Source organism: Streptomyces litchfieldiae (genome assembly GCF_031845365.1).
Classification (GTDB): Bacteria; Actinomycetota; Actinomycetes; order Streptomycetales; family Streptomycetaceae; genus Streptomyces; species Streptomyces litchfieldiae.
Genome location: NZ_JAVREL010000005.1, coordinates 316165 through 331183 on the forward strand (window position 1 = coordinate 316165; position 15019 = coordinate 331183).

Genomic DNA, 15019 nt, shown 5'->3' on the forward strand with positions numbered 1-15019 from the left:
CCCTCGGGCGGGGTCCGTGCCCTCCTCCACCCACCTACACTGGGCGACGTGGTGAGCACCGACTGGCAGACCGATCTGCGCAAGCGCGGCTACCGGCTGACCCCGCAGCGGCAGCTTGTGCTGGAGGCTGTCGACAAGCTGGAGCACTCCACCCCGGAGGACATCCTCACCGAGGTCCGCCGCACCGCCGGCGGGGTGAACATCTCCACGGTCTACCGCACGCTGGAGCTCCTGGAGGAGCTGGGCCTGGTCAGCCACGCGCATCTGGGCCACGGCGCCCCGACGTACCACCTGGCCGAGCGCCACCAGCATCTGCACCTCATGTGCCGCGACTGCGAGAAGGTCGTGGAGGCGGATCTGGAGGTGGCCGGGCCGTTCGCCGAGGAGCTGCGCGAGCGCTTCGGCTTCGAGACCGACTTGCGGCACTTCGCGATCTTCGGCCGCTGTCAGGAGTGCGCCGCGCGCGGGCCCGAGCCGCGGGAGGGCCCGGCGTCGTAGGCTGGCGGCATGTCGTACGCGAGTCCGCTGTTGTCCCTGCCGGGCGCCGTCGCCGCCGACCAACCGGATGCCGGGGTCGCCGCGCACTACGGCGATCTCTTCCGCGAGCAGCGCGCGCTCGCCGCCGGCGACGGCTTCGTCGACCTGTCGCACCGGGACGTGGTCACCGTCACCGGGCCGGACCGGCTGGGCTGGCTGCATCTGCTGCTCACCCAGCACGTGGCCGAGCTGGCGCCCGGGCAGGCCACCGAGGCCCTGATCCTCTCCGCCAAGGGGCACATCGAACATGTGCTGTACCTGGTGGACGACGGCACGACGACCTGGCTGCACACCGAGCCCGGCGCCGCGGGGGCGTTGATCGCCTATCTGGAGAGCATGAAGTTCTTCTACCGGGTGGAGGTCACCGACCGCACCGCCGAGTTCGCGGTGGTGCACCTCCCGGCGGGCTCCATCGCCCAGGTGCCGGCCGGCACGGTGGTGCGCGAAACGCCGTACGGGCGGGACGTGTTCCTGCCGCGCGACCGGCTGACCGCGTTCGCCGAGGCGCACGGCCCGGCGGCCGGCGTGCTCGCCTTCGAGGCGCTGCGCGTCGAGGGGCACCGCCCGCGGCTGGGCCGGGAGACCGACCACCGCACCATTCCGCACGAGCTGGGCTGGCTGGACACCGCGGTCCATCTGCACAAGGGCTGCTACCGCGGCCAGGAGACGGTGGCCCGGGTGCAGAACCTGGGCCGGCCGCCCCGGCGGCTGGTGTTCCTGCACCTGGACGGCAGCGAGGTGAAGCTGCCCGAGCACGGCGCCCCGGTCCGGCTGGCGGCGGACGGCGCCGAGGGCCGGCAGTTGGGCTTCGTCACCACCTCGGCCCGCCACCACGAGCTGGGCCCGATCGCGCTGGCCCTCATCAAGCGGAACGTGCCGGCCGACGCGGATCTGCTGGCCGGTGACACCCCGGCCGCCCAGGAGATCGTCGTCCCGGCCTGACGCCTTCCGTGGCTCACAGTTCGAGCAGCACGGTGAACGGCCCGTCGTTGGTCAGCGAGACCCGCATCTGCGCGCCGAAGCGACCCGTTTCGACGTGCGCCCCCAGCGCGCGCAGGTGCGCGCAGACGGCGTCGACAAGCGGCTCGGCGACCTCGCCCGGGGCGGCGGCCTGCCACGTGGGGCGCCTGCCCTTGCGGGCGTCACCGTAGAGGGTGAACTGCGAGACCACGAGCAGCGGCGCCCCCGTGTCCGAGCAGGACTTCTCGCCGTCCAGCACGCGCAGCGTCCACAGCTTGCGGGCCAGCTTGGCGGCCGTTTCCCCGGTGTCCTCATGGGTGGCGCCCACCAGCACACACAGGCCCTGGCCCTGAATCTCACCGACAGTCTCGCCGTCGACCACGACGGCGGCTCCGTCCACCCGCTGCACCACTGCTCGCATGCGGATCATCATGCCGGAACGCCACCGTTCCCCCCGAGCGCCCTCCGGATGGGTGCCACAACGCTGCGCGGGCTGGGTACACAGTGACACGATGCGTGCCGAGGGGTACGTAGCGCACCACCGCGCCACAACAGGGACGAGGGGACTAAAACCGCATGATCACACCGGGCCCCGGCACGCGCAGCGTCCACCGGGACGCCGCGCGGCCCGATCTGTCGGCGCTGCGGCTGGCCGAGCTGCGGGAGCTGCGCCGGGCGGCGCAGCGCGAAGAGGCCGATCTGAGCTTCGTGCGGCGGCTGTTGCAGGGCCGCATCGACATCCTCCAGGCGGAGCGGCGGCGCCGCGTCACCCAGGAGCCGGGACCGCTGGACCAGCTTCCGGTGATCCTGGCCGACGGGCCCTCGCGGCAGCGGTCCTCGGCGCGTCATGTGACGCTGGGCACGCCGTCGAGCGAGGAGTACCGGCTGCTGGCGGAGGAGATGCTGGGCGAGGTCGAGCTGTCGGACCTGTCCGCGCTGGGCGACGACGGGCTGCACGACGCGCTGGGCCGGCTCGCCCGCTGGGAGGCCGAGGTGTCGCGGCGCCGGCAGGCGCTGCACCGGACGGCGGACCACTGCGGCGCGGAGATCGCGCGCCGGTACCGTGAGGGCGAGGCCCAGGTCGACGACCTGCTGTCTTAGGTCCTGTCCGCGTGCGTGCCTGGGGGTACCTCCCGCTTGCGGGGGAGCGTCGCGGGCCCGGGAAGACCGGCCGGACAGGGCCTACGGGCAGGGGCCGCACGATCCGCCGAGTTCAGGAGAGTTCTGCCATGGACCCGATGACGCCCGTCCTCGCCGAGGTGGTCCGGTCCGGCTTCGTCGAGGGCCGGCACCGCGGCTCGCTGGTGGTGCTGGCCGCCGACGGTTCGGTCGAGCGGGCGCTGGGCGACGTCACCGGGCCCGTCTTCCCGCGGTCGAGCAACAAGCCCATGCAGGCCGCGGCGGTGCTGCGAACCGAGGTCGGCCTGGCCGGCGAACGGCTCGCGCTGGCCGCGGGCAGCCATGCCGGGGAGGACTTCCACCGGGAGCTGGTGGCCCGGATGCTGGCCGACGCCGGGCTGGACGAGGAGGCGCTGCGCTGCCCGGCGGACCGGCCGGGCTATGGCGCGGGGCCGGGGCCGAGCTCCCGGCTGGCGATGAACTGCTCGGGGAAGCACGCCGCGATGCTCGCCGCCTGCGTGGCGCGCGGCTGGCCGCTGGAGACGTACACCTCGCCGTCGCATCCGCTCCAGACGCTGATCCGGGACACGGTGGAGGCGTCCACCGGGGAGCCGGTGGCCCATGTGGGCGTGGACGGCTGCGGCGCGCCGCTGTTCGCGTTCTCGCTGACCGGGCTGGCGCGGGCCTTCCGCGCCTATGTGCTGGCCGAGCCGGACAGCGCGGCGCGGCGGGTGGCGGACGCGATGCGGGCGCACCCGGAGTATGTGGCGGGCACCGGGCGGGCCGACACGCTGCTGATGCGGGCTGTGCCGGGGCTGCTGGCGAAGGCGGGCGCGGAGGGCGTGCAGGCGGTGGCGCTGCCGGACGGGCGGGCGCTGGCGCTCAAGATCGAGGACGGCAACGGGCGGGCCCGGGTCCCGGTGCTGGCCGCGGCCCTCACAGCGCTGGGCGTGGACGCCTCGGCGCTGCCGGACGAGCCGGTGCGGGGCGGCGGCGAGCCGGTCGGCGAGATCCGCGCCGTCATCTGAGGCGGGGCCGGGCCGCTCCCCCGGACGCCCGGAAAACGCGTTGGCCCGGGCGTCCGGGGAGCGCATAGCCTCACCCGTATGGCCCTGCAGACCCGTTTTGTCGCCGACAGCCCCTCCGACACCGACGCCTGGATACGCGCCGCCTTCACCGGCTTCCTCAACCCACCGGCCATCCCCCAGGAGAGCCTGGACCAGCGGCGGGCCCGGCAGGACTTCTCCCGGGCGCGCGGGACGTTCGACGGCGACCGGTGCGTCGCCACCTTCCGCAGCTTCGATCAGCGGCTGACCGTGGTGGGCGGCGGGACGATCGCCGCCAACGCGATATCCGGCGTGACGGTGACCGCGACCCACCGGCGGCGGGGGCTGCTGAGCCGGATGATGCGCGACGACCTTGCGGAGGCCAGGGAGCGCGGGGACGTGGCGGCCACGCTGATCGCCGCGGAGTACCCGATCTACGGACGGTTCGGTTTCGGCCCGGCCACCTCGTTCGTCGACTGGAAGGTGAACGGCCTGCGGACCGGACTCGACCCGCGCTGGTCGCTTCCGGAGAGCGAGGGATCGCTCGCGTTCGTCGACGGAGCGGAAGTACGCAAGGTCGGACCGGATCTGCATGAGCGGTTCCGTCTCGGCCAGCCGGGGGCGATCGACCGCAAGGCGCTGTTCTGGGAACGGGAGACGGGCGAGGTGCGCTTCGCCCCGGATCCGTGGGAGGAGCCGTTCCACGTGCTCCACCGGGACGCCGCCGGCGTGCCGCAGGGCCTGGTCACGTTCACCACGAACGACGACTGGGAAGCGGGGATGCCGAACAACACCGCCACCGTGCGCGATCTGTTCGCGACCTCACCCGACGCCGAGCGCGCGCTGTGGCGCTTCCTGCTGTCGGTGGACTGGGTCTCCACGGTGAGCGCCGTCTGTGCCGCCCCGGACTCCGTGCTGCCATCGATGCTGCCGAACCGCCGCGCCGCCGCCGTCGCCAGGTCCGCCGACTTCCTCTGGCTGCGCCCGCTCGACCTGCCGAAGCTGCTCGGCGCCCGGACGTACGCGACCGAGGGCGAGCTGGTGCTGGACGTGCGCGACCCGCTCGGGCTCACGCAGGGCCGCTATCTTCTGAGCGCCGCGCGGGAGGGCGGCGAGGCCCGGCCCACCACGCGCGAACCCGATCTGACGCTGGGCACCGGGGCGCTGGGCCAGCTCTACCTGGGCGAGGTGACCGCGGCGCGGCTCCTGGCCTCCGGCGAGCTGAGCGAGGACAGCGAGAGGGCGGCGGCCCGTGCGGATCTGCTGTTCCACACGGGACGCCGCCCCTGGTGCCCCGACATCTTCTGAATTTCTTTCGATTTTCAGATTCTCATCTGACGTCTTCTGACCCGGCACCCTCTGGCCGATTCCGCTCGGCGGATCGCTCAGAGGCTGCCGACCAACAGTGTCACCAACACCGTCGCGCCCACACATGCACAGGTGAAGTTCCGCCTGTGCACCCCCGTCCGCAAGATCAAGAGACCGATCAGGCCCGGCAGACCGAACTGGATCTCCACTGCCCGCTCCACCGCGATGCCGAAGGCAGCCACGGCGATAGTCGAGACAAGCATGACCCCTCCTCACATCACGTCAACTTTGCCGAACTTCCGTTTAGTTGGCCAAGTTGTCGACCAACTATACGCTTGTTTTCCCCAGTTGGCGGTACGTTGGAAACGTCCTCATATCAACCTTCCGGATCTGGCCGAAAGTTGTATGGTGTTGAGCCGTGAGTCAGGAGACCGCCCCGGACAGCGAGACCACGCAGCAAGCCGGTGATCTGCTCTCTCCCGACCACGTCGCGGGGGTGTTGCGGGACCGCATACGTTCGGGGGAGCTGCCGCGGCACGCCAAGCTGCCCACCCAGCGCGCTCTGGTCGAGGAGTTCCGCGTCAACCGGACCACGGTCCGGCAGGCGCTGGCGATCCTGGAGCGCGAGGGCTACCTCAGTGCCCGGGGGCGCGGCGCCCCCGCCGTCGTCAGCTCTCCCGCCCTCGACCTCCCGCGCCCGGCCGGCGTCGAGGTCGCCGACCGCATCGCGGTGGCGTTCCAGTCCGACGACATCACGATCGACGCCTTCTGCCTGACCACCGAGACCCTCAACGCCGCCCTGTCCGGCCCGCTCATCGCCATCTCCACGGGCGAACTGGCGCCCGAGTCCATCTCCATTCGAGTGATGCTGGCCGACCCCGACGCGCCGCTGGCCTATCCCCGGCTGGTCTCCGACGCCGGTGACCGGCGTCCGCTGGAGCGCCTGCGCCGCCTCACCCGCACCTTCTCCACCTCCGTGCGCCACCAGCTCACCTCCCTCGCCGAGATGGGCCTCGTGCCCAAGGTCAGCGTGGAGATCCGGGGCGTTCCCATCACCCCGGTGCAGAAGGTCTATCTGCTCAATGGCACCGAAGTGCTCACGGCCTACTACCAGGTCGTTCCGAGAGTCGTCGAATACGAGCAGGAACAGCTTGAGATCTATGACGTACTCGGCCTGAACTCAAAAGTATTCCGCTCTTCCTCGGACACCGCGTTTGTCGAGGAGTCCCACCAGTGGTTCGAGTCCCTCTGGTCAACGCTGGCCCAACCGCTCACACTCGGTTAGATGAGGGAACTCATCAGTAACGCGCACTGTGTTCTCTTCGACTTCGACGGTCCGGTCTGCCACCTCTTCGCCGCGCACTCCGCCGAGTCCATCGCGGATCTGCTCCGCGACCTCGCCGCCGAGCTGTCGGTGTCGGGGCTGCTCACCGCGGAGTTACGGGACTCGCCCGACCCGCACCAGGTGCTGCGCGGCATCGCCAGCCGCCGGCCCGCGCCCGGAGTCGTGTCCCGGCTCGAAGCCGCGCTGACCCGCGAGGAGATCTCCGCCGCGGCGACCGCGCATCCCACCCCCTACGCCGCCGCGCTGATCGCGGCACTGTCCACCCGCGGCCGGCAGGTCGCCATCGCCACGAACAACTCCCCCCTGGCCGCGGAGCATTACCTGAACCGGCACCAGCTCGCCGGCTACGTCGGCGGCCGGGTGCACGGCCGCACCCGCGACATCGCGCTCCTCAAGCCGCACCCGGACTCGCTGCTGCGCGCGCTGGCCTCCACGAGAACGCCGCCGCGCCGGGCGCTCATGATCGGCGACAGCGTCGCCGACCTCGTCGCCGCCCGCGCGGCGGGCGTTCCGTTCCTGGGTTTCGCCTGGGACGACGGTGGCGCGGACCGGCTCGCGGCGGCAGGCGCGCACGAGGTGGTGCGCTCCCTGGAGCACGTCCTCACCGCGCTGATCACCCCCGCGCCCGGGCGAGATGCACCCTTTTGAGCCATCGGAAACGTTCCCGCGGCGGCGTACCGTTCTGCTACTCGTAACCAACACGCTGCCGGAAGGCCATCACCATGAGCCAGCCGCTGCCACGGTCCACCCTGCGCGGTCACCACCGCGTCTGGCAGGTCCTGCGTGCGGAGGGCGAACTGGCGCCCCCGGGACGGCTCAAGGCCGGCCTGCCACGTCCCGGGGTGCACCGCTTCGACCCGCGCTGCTTCACCAATGAGGAGGACGTTCTCGTCGAACTCGCCCAGCTCGGCATGAAACGCATCGCCCCGGTCTACCGGTTGGGGCCCGGCGACATGCGGGTGCACGGCTATATCGAGGGCGAGCCGCTGTCCGTTTCCCGACCCCCGGGAACGGCACTCTCCCGATCCGAAATCGCCCAGCTCGCCGACCTTTTCGGCCAGTTGGGCACCATTCCCCCCGCCGCGCTGGAGCGGGTGCACGCCTGCCCGTCGTTCCTGCGCCCGTACACCAGCCGGGACTTCCTGCGCGGGCTCGTGCGCTTCACCCGCCGCCGGGTGTACGCGGTGCACGGGCCCGCCCTGCGCGGGCTGTTCCACGCGCTGCGCGTCGACCCGGCGGTCCTCGCCCCCACCGGCCCGCTGGTCAGGAGCGCCGCGCTGCTGGCCGACCGGCCGTTCTGCCTGCTGCACGGCGATCTGCACCGGGACAACCTGATCGTCGCCGAGGCCGACGGCATGCTGTGGACCATCGACTGGGAGCTGGCCCTGATCGGCGACCCGCTCTACGACTTGGCCACGCATCTGCATCTGATGCGGTATCCGCCCACCCAGGAGCACGCCGTGCTCACCCGGTGGGCCCGGGTGATGGAGGGCCAACTGCCGGGCTCGACCGCGGGACTGTCCCGCGACCTGCCGCGCTACCTCGCGTACAAACGCGTCCAGTCCGTCTTCACCGACGTGATCCGGCAGGCCCATCTGGTGCGCGCCACACCCCCCGACGAGCTGCCCGAACAGCTCGGCAGAGCCGGGGAGTTGGTCAGCGCGGCGCTGCGCGGAGCGGCGCGGACCCTGGGGCTGGGCAAAGTGCCCGGCCCCAGGGCCGTGGAGGCGGTCTACGCCGCGTTCAGTGCCGTTCCAACTGCACCTTCGGCAGTGCCCGCTCCAGCGGGGCGGGCAGCCACCAGGCACGCCGGCCCATGAGCTGCATGGCGGCGGGGACGACGAGGCAGCGGATGATCACCGCGTCCACGAAGATCGCCACCGCCATGCCGAAGCCGAGCTGCTGGAGCATGCGCTCCGGGCTGAACAGGAAGGCCGCGAAGACCACGATCATGATGGCGCCCGCCGCCGTGATCACGGCACCGGTGTTCGCCAGGCCCTCGCGGACGGCGAGCTGCGGGTCCTTCGTGCGCTCCCACTCCTCGTGGATGCGGGAGACCAGGAAGATCTCGTAGTCCATCGAGAGGCCGAAGACGATGGCGAACATCGTCACCGGCAGATACGCCTCGATCGGGCCGGGCTCGAAGCCGAACATGCCCTCCTGGAAGACCAGGGTCATGGCGCCGAGCGCGGCCCCGATGCTCAGCAGGTTCAGCACGGCGGCCTTGAGCGGGATCAGGATCGAGCGGAACACGGTCATCAGCAGGATCAGCGACAGGCCGACCACGATCGCGATGAACAGCGGCATGCGCTCGGCGACCTTGTCCGAGTAGTCCTCGGTGGCCGCGGTCGCGCCGCCCACCAGGTACTGCGCGCCGGACTCCGCCTCCAGCTCCGGCAGCACCTCGCCGCGCAGGCTGGAGACCAGGTCCGAGGTCTCCTCGTCCTGCGGCGAGGAGTCCGGGAAGACGAACACCGTGGCGATGGCGCCGTCCTCGGTGGGCACCGGCTCGGTGGCGGCCTGCACGCCGTCCGTGTCGTTCAGCACCTGCGACGCGGCGGCGGCGGCCTGCTCGGCGCCATTGTCGCCGCCGTCGGCGACCACGATCAGCGGCCCGTTGAAGCCGGGGCCGAAGCCCTCGGACAGCAGGTCGTACGCCTGCCGGCTGGTCGACTCGGCCTTGTCGTTGCCCGCGTCGGCGAAGCCGAGCCGCAGGGTCAGCGCGGGTGCGGCCAGCGCGCCCAGCGCGACGACGGCCACCAGGATGGCGATCAGCGGGTGGCGCTGCACGGTGGCGCCCAGCTTGCGCCAGCCGGTGCCCTCCGGCGCCTTGCCGCTCGCGGCGCGCTTGGCGGCGCGCGCGGTGAACTGCCGGGCGAAGCGCTCGCCGAACACGCCGAGCAGTGCCGGCAGCAGCGTCAGCGAGGCGATCATCGTCACCAGCACGACCAGCGCCACGGACAGCGCCAGGCCCTGCAACGAGCCCAGGCCGAGCGCGACCAGGCCGAGCAGCGCGAGGATGACCGTGCAGCCCGCGAAGAACACCGTCCGCCCGGCGGCGTCCATCGCCCGCGTGGTGGCCTCCTCCGGCGCGGCGCCCTTCACCAGCTCCTGCCGGTAACGGGCGAAGCTGAGCAGCGCGTAGTCGATGCCGACGCCGAGACCCACCAGCATCATCGAGTACGGGGTGTAGTCCGCGATCGTGAACGCGTGCGAGAACAGCGCGATCAGCCCGATCGTGGAGCCGACCGCGAACAGCGCGGTGATGATGGGCAGTCCGGCGGCGATGATCGTGCCGAACATGAACACGAGGATCACCAGCGCGACCAGGATGCCCAGGCTCTCGCCGATGCCGGTCTCGCCGGTGGCCAGGATCCGGGCGGCCTCGCCGCCCAGTTCCACCCGCAGCCCGTCGCCCTCGGCCTCCTGCGCGGTCTCCAGGATGCGCTCGACGTCCGGCTTGGACATCTGCTCGGACGGGGTGTCCAGGACGACGGTGGCGTAGCCGATGGTGCCGTCCTCCGAGACCGCCGACTCGTCGTCGTAGAGGCTGCGCACCTGGCTGACCCGGGGCAGCTCCGCCACCTCGGCCAGCATCTCCTCGATGCGCTGCTCGACGACGGGGTCGGCGAGCCCGTTCTCGTCCTGCACGACGATGTCCACGGTGTCCCCGGCCTGCGCGGAGCCGTGCTCCGCCAGCAGGTCGGCGGCCTCCTGCGACTCGGTGCCGGGCAGGGAGTAGTCCTCGCGGTAGTCGCTGCCGGTGGCCGAGGCGATGGCCCAGACCCCGACGAGGACGGCGAGCCAGAGGCCGAGGGCGAGCTTTCGGCGGCGGTGGGCGAAGCCGGCGACGCGTGCGAACACGCTCGCGCGGCCGGTCGCCTCTGTGGTGGCGGTCATGCTTCTTTCTCTCCAGTCGGGTGCGTCGGTGCTCGGTACGTCGGTTCGCGGTGCGTCGGTGACATCAGAAGTAGGCGGGGGCGGGTCCTTCGACCCGGCGGCCGAAGGTGCGCCAGAGCCACACCTGGCCGGCGAGCAGCAGCGGCAGGATGACCAGCAGGGCGGGTACCACCAGCCGCAGCGCGGTATCGCTCGCCGCCGAGTCGGACAGCGGCAGCCGGGCCCCGGCCAGCAGCGGCAGCACGAACATCACGGCGGAGGTCAGCGCGAACGAGTTGCCGCCGGCGCCCCGCCCGGCCACCTGCCGGGCCCGCTCGAACGGCACGCCGCTCAGCCGCAGCGCGGCGAAGCCCATGCCGTGCGCCAGGAAGAGCAGCGCGATGGCCAGGGAGGTGACCGCGCCCAGGGCGGGCGGCGCCGGCTCGGTGGGCGTGTCGGTCAGCAGCGAGGCGATAAGCCAGCCCCAGCTCAGCGCCAGCGTCCAACTCCCCACCACGGTCAGCCAGAAGCCCGCGCGCGGGGCCTGCCGTCCCCACCACAGCCCGGCGTCGCGGATCATCCAGCCGGCCAGCAGCGGCACGAGGACCAGGACCAGGCCGCTGAACAGCTCGCCCTCCAGGGCCGGGAAGCAGCCGATGAACACCCCGGCGGTGGCCACCAGCCATACCTCGTTGGCCAGGAACACCGGCCACACGCCAGCGACGGCCAGTTGGCGTTCGGACTCCTCCCGGCCCAGGTACGGCAGCAGCATCCCCAGGCCGATGTCGGCGCCGCCGAGCACGAAGTAGCCGGCGAAGAAGAATCCCAGCAGCAGCGCGGCGATCAGTTCCATGAAGCGTTCCCTCCTCTCGGGCCCGTGGGCTCGGATCAGTACGTGGCAACGGCCACGGGCTCGGGACGGCTGTCCTCCGGGGGCCGGCGGGGCTCGGTGTACCCGCGGCGCGCCCAGCGGAGCAGCAGCCACCAGTTGACGACGATCAGCAGCGCGAACAGCGGGACGAACACCCCGACGGACACCCACATCTGGGTCGTGGACACCTCCGACACGGCGTCCTCGGTGCGCAGCAGCCCGTAGACCACCCAGGGCTGGCGGCCGGCCTCGCGGAACACCCAGCCGGCGATCATCGCCACATAGGGCAGCGGCACCAGCGCCATCAGCACCACGTGCCAGACGCGGAAGCGGGACACGGCCCTGCGGAACGCGGCCAGCACGGCGCTGATCAGCAGCGGGATCGTGATCAGGCCGAAGACGGCCATCATCAGCATCCCGGCGCCCTGCGTCAGCGCCTCCGGCGGCACGTAGTCACCGGGCCCGAACCGTTCCGTCATCTCGGCCTGGAGCCGGGCGATCTCCTCGGAGTTGTCCTCGAAGACGGCGAGCTTCATCGGCTGCCACTCGCCGATGTTCTCCTCCTGCATGCCGCCGAAGGTGACCGTGACGAACAGCGCGGGCAGCGCGGCGTAGACCCCGATGCGCAGGCTGCGCCGGTAGAAGCCGTCGGAGTCGTCCGTCCTGCGCCGGAAAAGGTGATAGGCGCTGACCCCGGCCATGAACAGCGCGCCGGTCAGCAGCGCGGCGGCCGCGATGTGGCCGAACGCCAGCAGCGCGCTGGAGTTGGTCAGCATCGCGCCGGTGTCGCCGAGCTCCAGCGTGCCGTCCTCGGTGACGCGGTGCCCCTCGGGCTGGTTGAGGAAGCCGTTGGTGACGAGGATCCAGTACGCGGAGAGGTACGCCGTCAGCGTCACCACCCACAGCACGGCGAGGTGGACCCACTTGTTGAAACGGTCCCAGCCGAGCATCCACAGCGCGAGGAAGGTGGACTCGACGAAGAACGCGAGCACCGTCTCCAACGCCAGCGAGGCGCCGAACACATCGCCCGCGTAGTGACCCAACCCGGCCCAGGCCAGCCCGAACTGGAACTCCATCACCAGGCCGGTGACGATGCCGATGGCGTAGTTGATGACGTATAGCTGACCCCAGAAGCGCACCATCCGGGTGTGCACGGGCTGCCCGCCGCGCAGCGTCGCGCGGGTCTGGAGCACGGCCAGGATCGTCGCCAGGCCGAGCGTCAGCGATACGAACAGGAAGTGTCCGCCGGCGGTCAGCGCGAACTGCCAGCGCGCGAGGTCAAGGGTCTCCGCATCCACGCTCCTACGGTCGGGCCACGGTTACCCGTGCCACGTCCCCCGCCGGAGTGCACCCCGCGTACGCCGTGAGTTGCGCCCGGGCGCCGGCGCGTACTCCAGCGGTTGGCGCCCCCGGGCGGCTAGCTGAGCCAGCCCGGCGTGATCATGCCCGACTCGTAGGCGAGGATGACCAGTTGGGCCCGGTCGCGGACATCCAGCTTGGTCATGATGCGGCTGACGTGCGTCTTCGCCGTGGCCGGGCTGAGCACCAGGCGCCGCGCGATCTCGTCGTTCGTCAGCCCGGCGCCGACCAGACCCATCACCTCGCGCTCGCGCTCGGTGAGGGCGTTCAGCCGGGGGCTGGGGTCCGGCTGCCGGGCGCGGCCGGCGAACTCGGCGATCAGCCGCCGCGTCACGGTCGGCGCGATCAGCGCGTCGCCGCGCGCGCAGACGCGGATGCCGTGCAGCAGCTCCATCGGCTCGGTGTCCTTGACGAGGAACCCCGAGGCGCCCGCGCGCAGCGCGCCGTACACGTAGTCGTCCACGTCGAAGGTGGTCAGGATGACCACCCGCACCTGGGCCAGCCGCTCGTCGGCCACGATCCGCTCGGTGGCGGCGAGCCCGTCCTCCTCCGGCATCCGGATGTCCATCAGCACGATGTCGGGCCGCAGTTCACGGGCCAGCGTCACGGCCTCGGCGCCGGTGGCCGCCTCGCCGACGACCTCTATGTCGTCCTCGTCCTCCAGGATGGACCGGAACCCGGCCCGGACCAGCTTCTGATCATCGGCCAGCACAACTCTGATGCGCGCGGTCATGCGCTCAGCCTAGATTCCGACCACCACCGGCGGCACCACGCGCCCGGCTCAGGACCCGCCGACCGCGCCGCTGGGGGCGAGCGCCGGGGGCTCGGCCGGCTCCGCCAGTGGCAGCCGGGCGTCGACGCGGAAGCCGCGGCCGGTGTTCTCCGCGGTCAGCGCGCCGCCCAGCGCCCGGGCGCGCTCCCGCATGCCCGCGATCCCGCTGCCCTGCGCGCCGTCCAGCGCGCCCTGCCCGTTGTCGTCGACGACGACGCGCAGCTCGCCCGGGGCGTAGTCGACCCGGATGGTGGCGCTGTCGGCCTGGGCGTGCCGGGTGATGTTCGTCAGCGACTCCTGCACGATGCGGTACGCCGCCAGCGAGATCTGCGGCGGCACGACGGGCGGCTCGCCGGTCGTCTCGACGTTCACCTTCAGGCCGGTGGCGGCGGCGCGGTCGGCCAGCTCGCCGATCCGCTCCAGACCGGCCGGGGCGGGCGCGGTGGGCGCGTCCTCGTCCACCTGGCGCAGCACGCCGAGCGTGGCGCGCAGCTCGCGCAGCGCCTCCTTGCTGGTGTCGCGGACGAACTCCAGCGCGGCGACCAGCTCTTCGGTCTGCCCGGGCCGCTTGGCGCTGCGGTGCACGGCCGCCGCCGCCTGCACGTTGATGAGCGAGATGTTGTGGCCGAGCACGTCGTGCAGCTCGCGGGCGAGCCGGAGCCGTTCCTCGGTGGCGGACTGGCGGGCGCGCACGTCCCGTTCGCGCTCGGCGGCCAGCGCGCGTTGCTCGGTCTCGTGCAGATACGCCTGCCGCACGCGAACGGCGTGGCCGAACGCGATGACACTCAGGAACCAGCCCAGGATCAGCGCGATGGCCATGTTGTCCACCTCGCGCTGCCCGTCCGGTCCGATGACCACGAACTCGCCGTAGGCGATGACCAGCATGACCACCACCGCCAGCGCGACGACCGCCGCCATGTGGCCGGCTCTGGCGCAGGTGTAGAGGGCGATCATGAAGCAGACCAGCGGCGTGACGCCGTCCACCGACGACATCGGGAAGTACAGCATCGCGGTCGTCAGGACCACCCCGGCCGCCGGCACCGGCCACTTGTGGCGCAGGCCGAGCGCCAGCCAGCCCAGCACCACCAGCAGGCGGCCGGCCACCACGGCCGCGAGGCCGCCCTCCTCGTCGCGGAATAACAGCGACGCGCTGTCGCCGACCAGGACGAGGCCCGTGAGCAGCATGGTGCGATCCCACCGGAACGCCCGCACGAATGAGGCAAGCATGGCTACCAGAGTACGTAGGCTTGGGCGATACAGCGCTACCCAGGAGGACGTCCCCATGACCGGCCCGGCACCGGAGAGCAACGAGCCCGCGCACGACCCCGAGGTGCTTCAGCTCGCGTCGAAGATCTTCGACCTGGCCCGCCAGGGGGACACCGCGACGGTCGCCGCGTATGTGGACGCGGGCGTACCGGCCAATCTGAGCAACGACAAGGGCGACACCCTGCTGATGCTGGCCGCCTACCACGGCCACGCGGACACCGTGTCGGCGCTGCTGGCGCGCGGCGCGGACCCGGGGCGGGGGAACGACAAGGGCCAGACCCCGATCGCCGGCGCGGTGTTCAAGGGCGAGACGGAGGTGGTCCGCACCCTGCTCGCCGCGGGCGCGGACCCGGCGGCCGGGCAGCCCTCGGCCATCGACACCGCCCGGATGTTCGGCAGGAGCGAGCTGCTGGAGCTGTTCGGGCAGGGCTGACGGGCGTCCCTCAGCCGGGAAGCCCGTACAGCCGCCACGCTCCCCCAGGCCCTTGAGGGCCTGGGAGGTACCCCGGCCGGCGTGGCGGTGGTACGGATAGCAGCCGCAGCGCGACCATCCGGCA

General features: G+C 71.9%; 16 protein-coding genes. 9 read left to right on the forward strand and 7 right to left on the reverse strand.

Going from position 1 to position 15019, the window contains the following annotated elements:
• The first annotated feature begins 48 nt into the window (after window positions 1-48).
• Complete coding sequence (locus RM590_RS12180) at window positions 49-498, forward strand: Fur family transcriptional regulator (RefSeq protein ID WP_311704491.1); 450 nt, start codon at window positions 49-51, stop codon at window positions 496-498.
• 9 nt (window positions 499-507) lie between these two features.
• Window positions 508-1479, forward strand: coding sequence for a CAF17-like 4Fe-4S cluster assembly/insertion protein YgfZ (gene ygfZ, locus RM590_RS12185; RefSeq protein WP_311704492.1), 972 nt, complete (start codon window positions 508-510; stop codon window positions 1477-1479).
• 13 nt (window positions 1480-1492) lie between these two features.
• On the opposite strand, the gene dtd is transcribed toward ygfZ, so the two are convergent.
• Complete coding sequence (gene dtd / locus RM590_RS12190; RefSeq protein WP_311704493.1) at window positions 1493-1918, reverse strand: D-aminoacyl-tRNA deacylase; 426 nt, start codon at window positions 1916-1918, stop codon at window positions 1493-1495.
• Between the two features lie 155 nt (window positions 1919-2073).
• Between dtd and RM590_RS12195 the strand changes: the two genes are divergently transcribed.
• The 3 genes from RM590_RS12195 (at window position 2074) to RM590_RS12205 (ending at window position 4970) form a co-directional block, all read left to right on the forward strand.
• The gene (locus tag RM590_RS12195; RefSeq protein ID WP_311704494.1) at window positions 2074-2598 is read left to right on the forward strand and encodes an RsiG family protein; all 525 of its coding nucleotides are present in this window, start codon (window positions 2074-2076) and stop codon (window positions 2596-2598) included.
• A gap of 128 nt (window positions 2599-2726) precedes the next feature.
• Window positions 2727-3644, forward strand: a complete 918-nt coding sequence (locus RM590_RS12200) for an asparaginase (RefSeq protein ID WP_311704495.1) — start codon at window positions 2727-2729, stop codon at window positions 3642-3644.
• Between the two features lie 78 nt (window positions 3645-3722).
• On the forward strand, window positions 3723-4970 hold the full coding sequence (locus RM590_RS12205; protein WP_311704496.1) for a GNAT family N-acetyltransferase: 1248 nt from the start codon (window positions 3723-3725) through the stop codon (window positions 4968-4970).
• 77 nt (window positions 4971-5047) lie between these two features.
• Here the strand turns inward: RM590_RS12205 and RM590_RS12210 are convergent, their stop codons facing one another.
• Window positions 5048-5233, reverse strand: a complete 186-nt coding sequence (locus RM590_RS12210) for a hypothetical protein (RefSeq protein WP_311704497.1) — start codon at window positions 5231-5233, stop codon at window positions 5048-5050.
• 155 nt (window positions 5234-5388) lie between these two features.
• On the opposite strand from RM590_RS12210, the gene RM590_RS12215 reads away from it, so the two are divergent.
• The 3 genes from RM590_RS12215 (at window position 5389) to RM590_RS12225 (ending at window position 8135) form a co-directional block, all read left to right on the forward strand.
• A complete protein-coding gene (locus RM590_RS12215) occupies window positions 5389-6255 on the forward strand; it encodes a winged helix-turn-helix domain-containing protein (RefSeq protein ID WP_311704498.1) in 867 nt (288 codons plus the stop codon).
• Complete coding sequence (locus RM590_RS12220; RefSeq protein WP_311704499.1) at window positions 6256-6963, forward strand: HAD family hydrolase; 708 nt, start codon at window positions 6256-6258, stop codon at window positions 6961-6963. It begins immediately after the preceding gene.
• 74 nt (window positions 6964-7037) lie between these two features.
• Entirely contained in the window at window positions 7038-8135 is a 1098-nt protein-coding gene (locus tag RM590_RS12225; RefSeq protein ID WP_311704500.1) for an aminoglycoside phosphotransferase family protein, read from the forward strand.
• Here RM590_RS12225 and RM590_RS12230 read toward each other — a convergent pair.
• From RM590_RS12230 to RM590_RS12250, 5 genes are all read right to left on the reverse strand, one after another.
• Window positions 8059-10215, reverse strand: coding sequence for an MMPL family transporter (locus RM590_RS12230; protein WP_311704501.1), 2157 nt, complete (start codon window positions 10213-10215; stop codon window positions 8059-8061). The genes RM590_RS12225 and RM590_RS12230 overlap by 77 nt on opposite strands.
• A gap of 64 nt (window positions 10216-10279) precedes the next feature.
• Window positions 10280-11047 carry a cytochrome d ubiquinol oxidase subunit II gene (locus RM590_RS12235; protein ID WP_311704502.1) on the reverse strand — a complete coding sequence of 256 codons (768 nt, stop codon included), beginning with the start codon at window positions 11045-11047 and terminating at the stop codon, window positions 10280-10282.
• Window positions 11048-11082: 35 nt separating this feature from the next.
• Window positions 11083-12363, reverse strand: a complete 1281-nt coding sequence (locus RM590_RS12240; RefSeq protein ID WP_311704503.1) for a cytochrome ubiquinol oxidase subunit I — start codon at window positions 12361-12363, stop codon at window positions 11083-11085.
• A 119-nt stretch (window positions 12364-12482) separates the two neighbouring features.
• Window positions 12483-13157, reverse strand: coding sequence for a response regulator transcription factor (locus tag RM590_RS12245; protein ID WP_311704504.1), 675 nt, complete (start codon window positions 13155-13157; stop codon window positions 12483-12485).
• 48 nt (window positions 13158-13205) lie between these two features.
• Window positions 13206-14423 carry a sensor histidine kinase gene (locus tag RM590_RS12250; protein ID WP_311704505.1) on the reverse strand — a complete coding sequence of 406 codons (1218 nt, stop codon included), beginning with the start codon at window positions 14421-14423 and terminating at the stop codon, window positions 13206-13208.
• Between the two features lie 55 nt (window positions 14424-14478).
• On the opposite strand from RM590_RS12250, the gene RM590_RS12255 reads away from it, so the two are divergent.
• On the forward strand, window positions 14479-14895 hold the full coding sequence (locus tag RM590_RS12255; RefSeq protein ID WP_311704506.1) for an ankyrin repeat domain-containing protein: 417 nt from the start codon (window positions 14479-14481) through the stop codon (window positions 14893-14895).
• The last annotated feature ends 124 nt before the right edge of the window (window positions 14896-15019 follow it).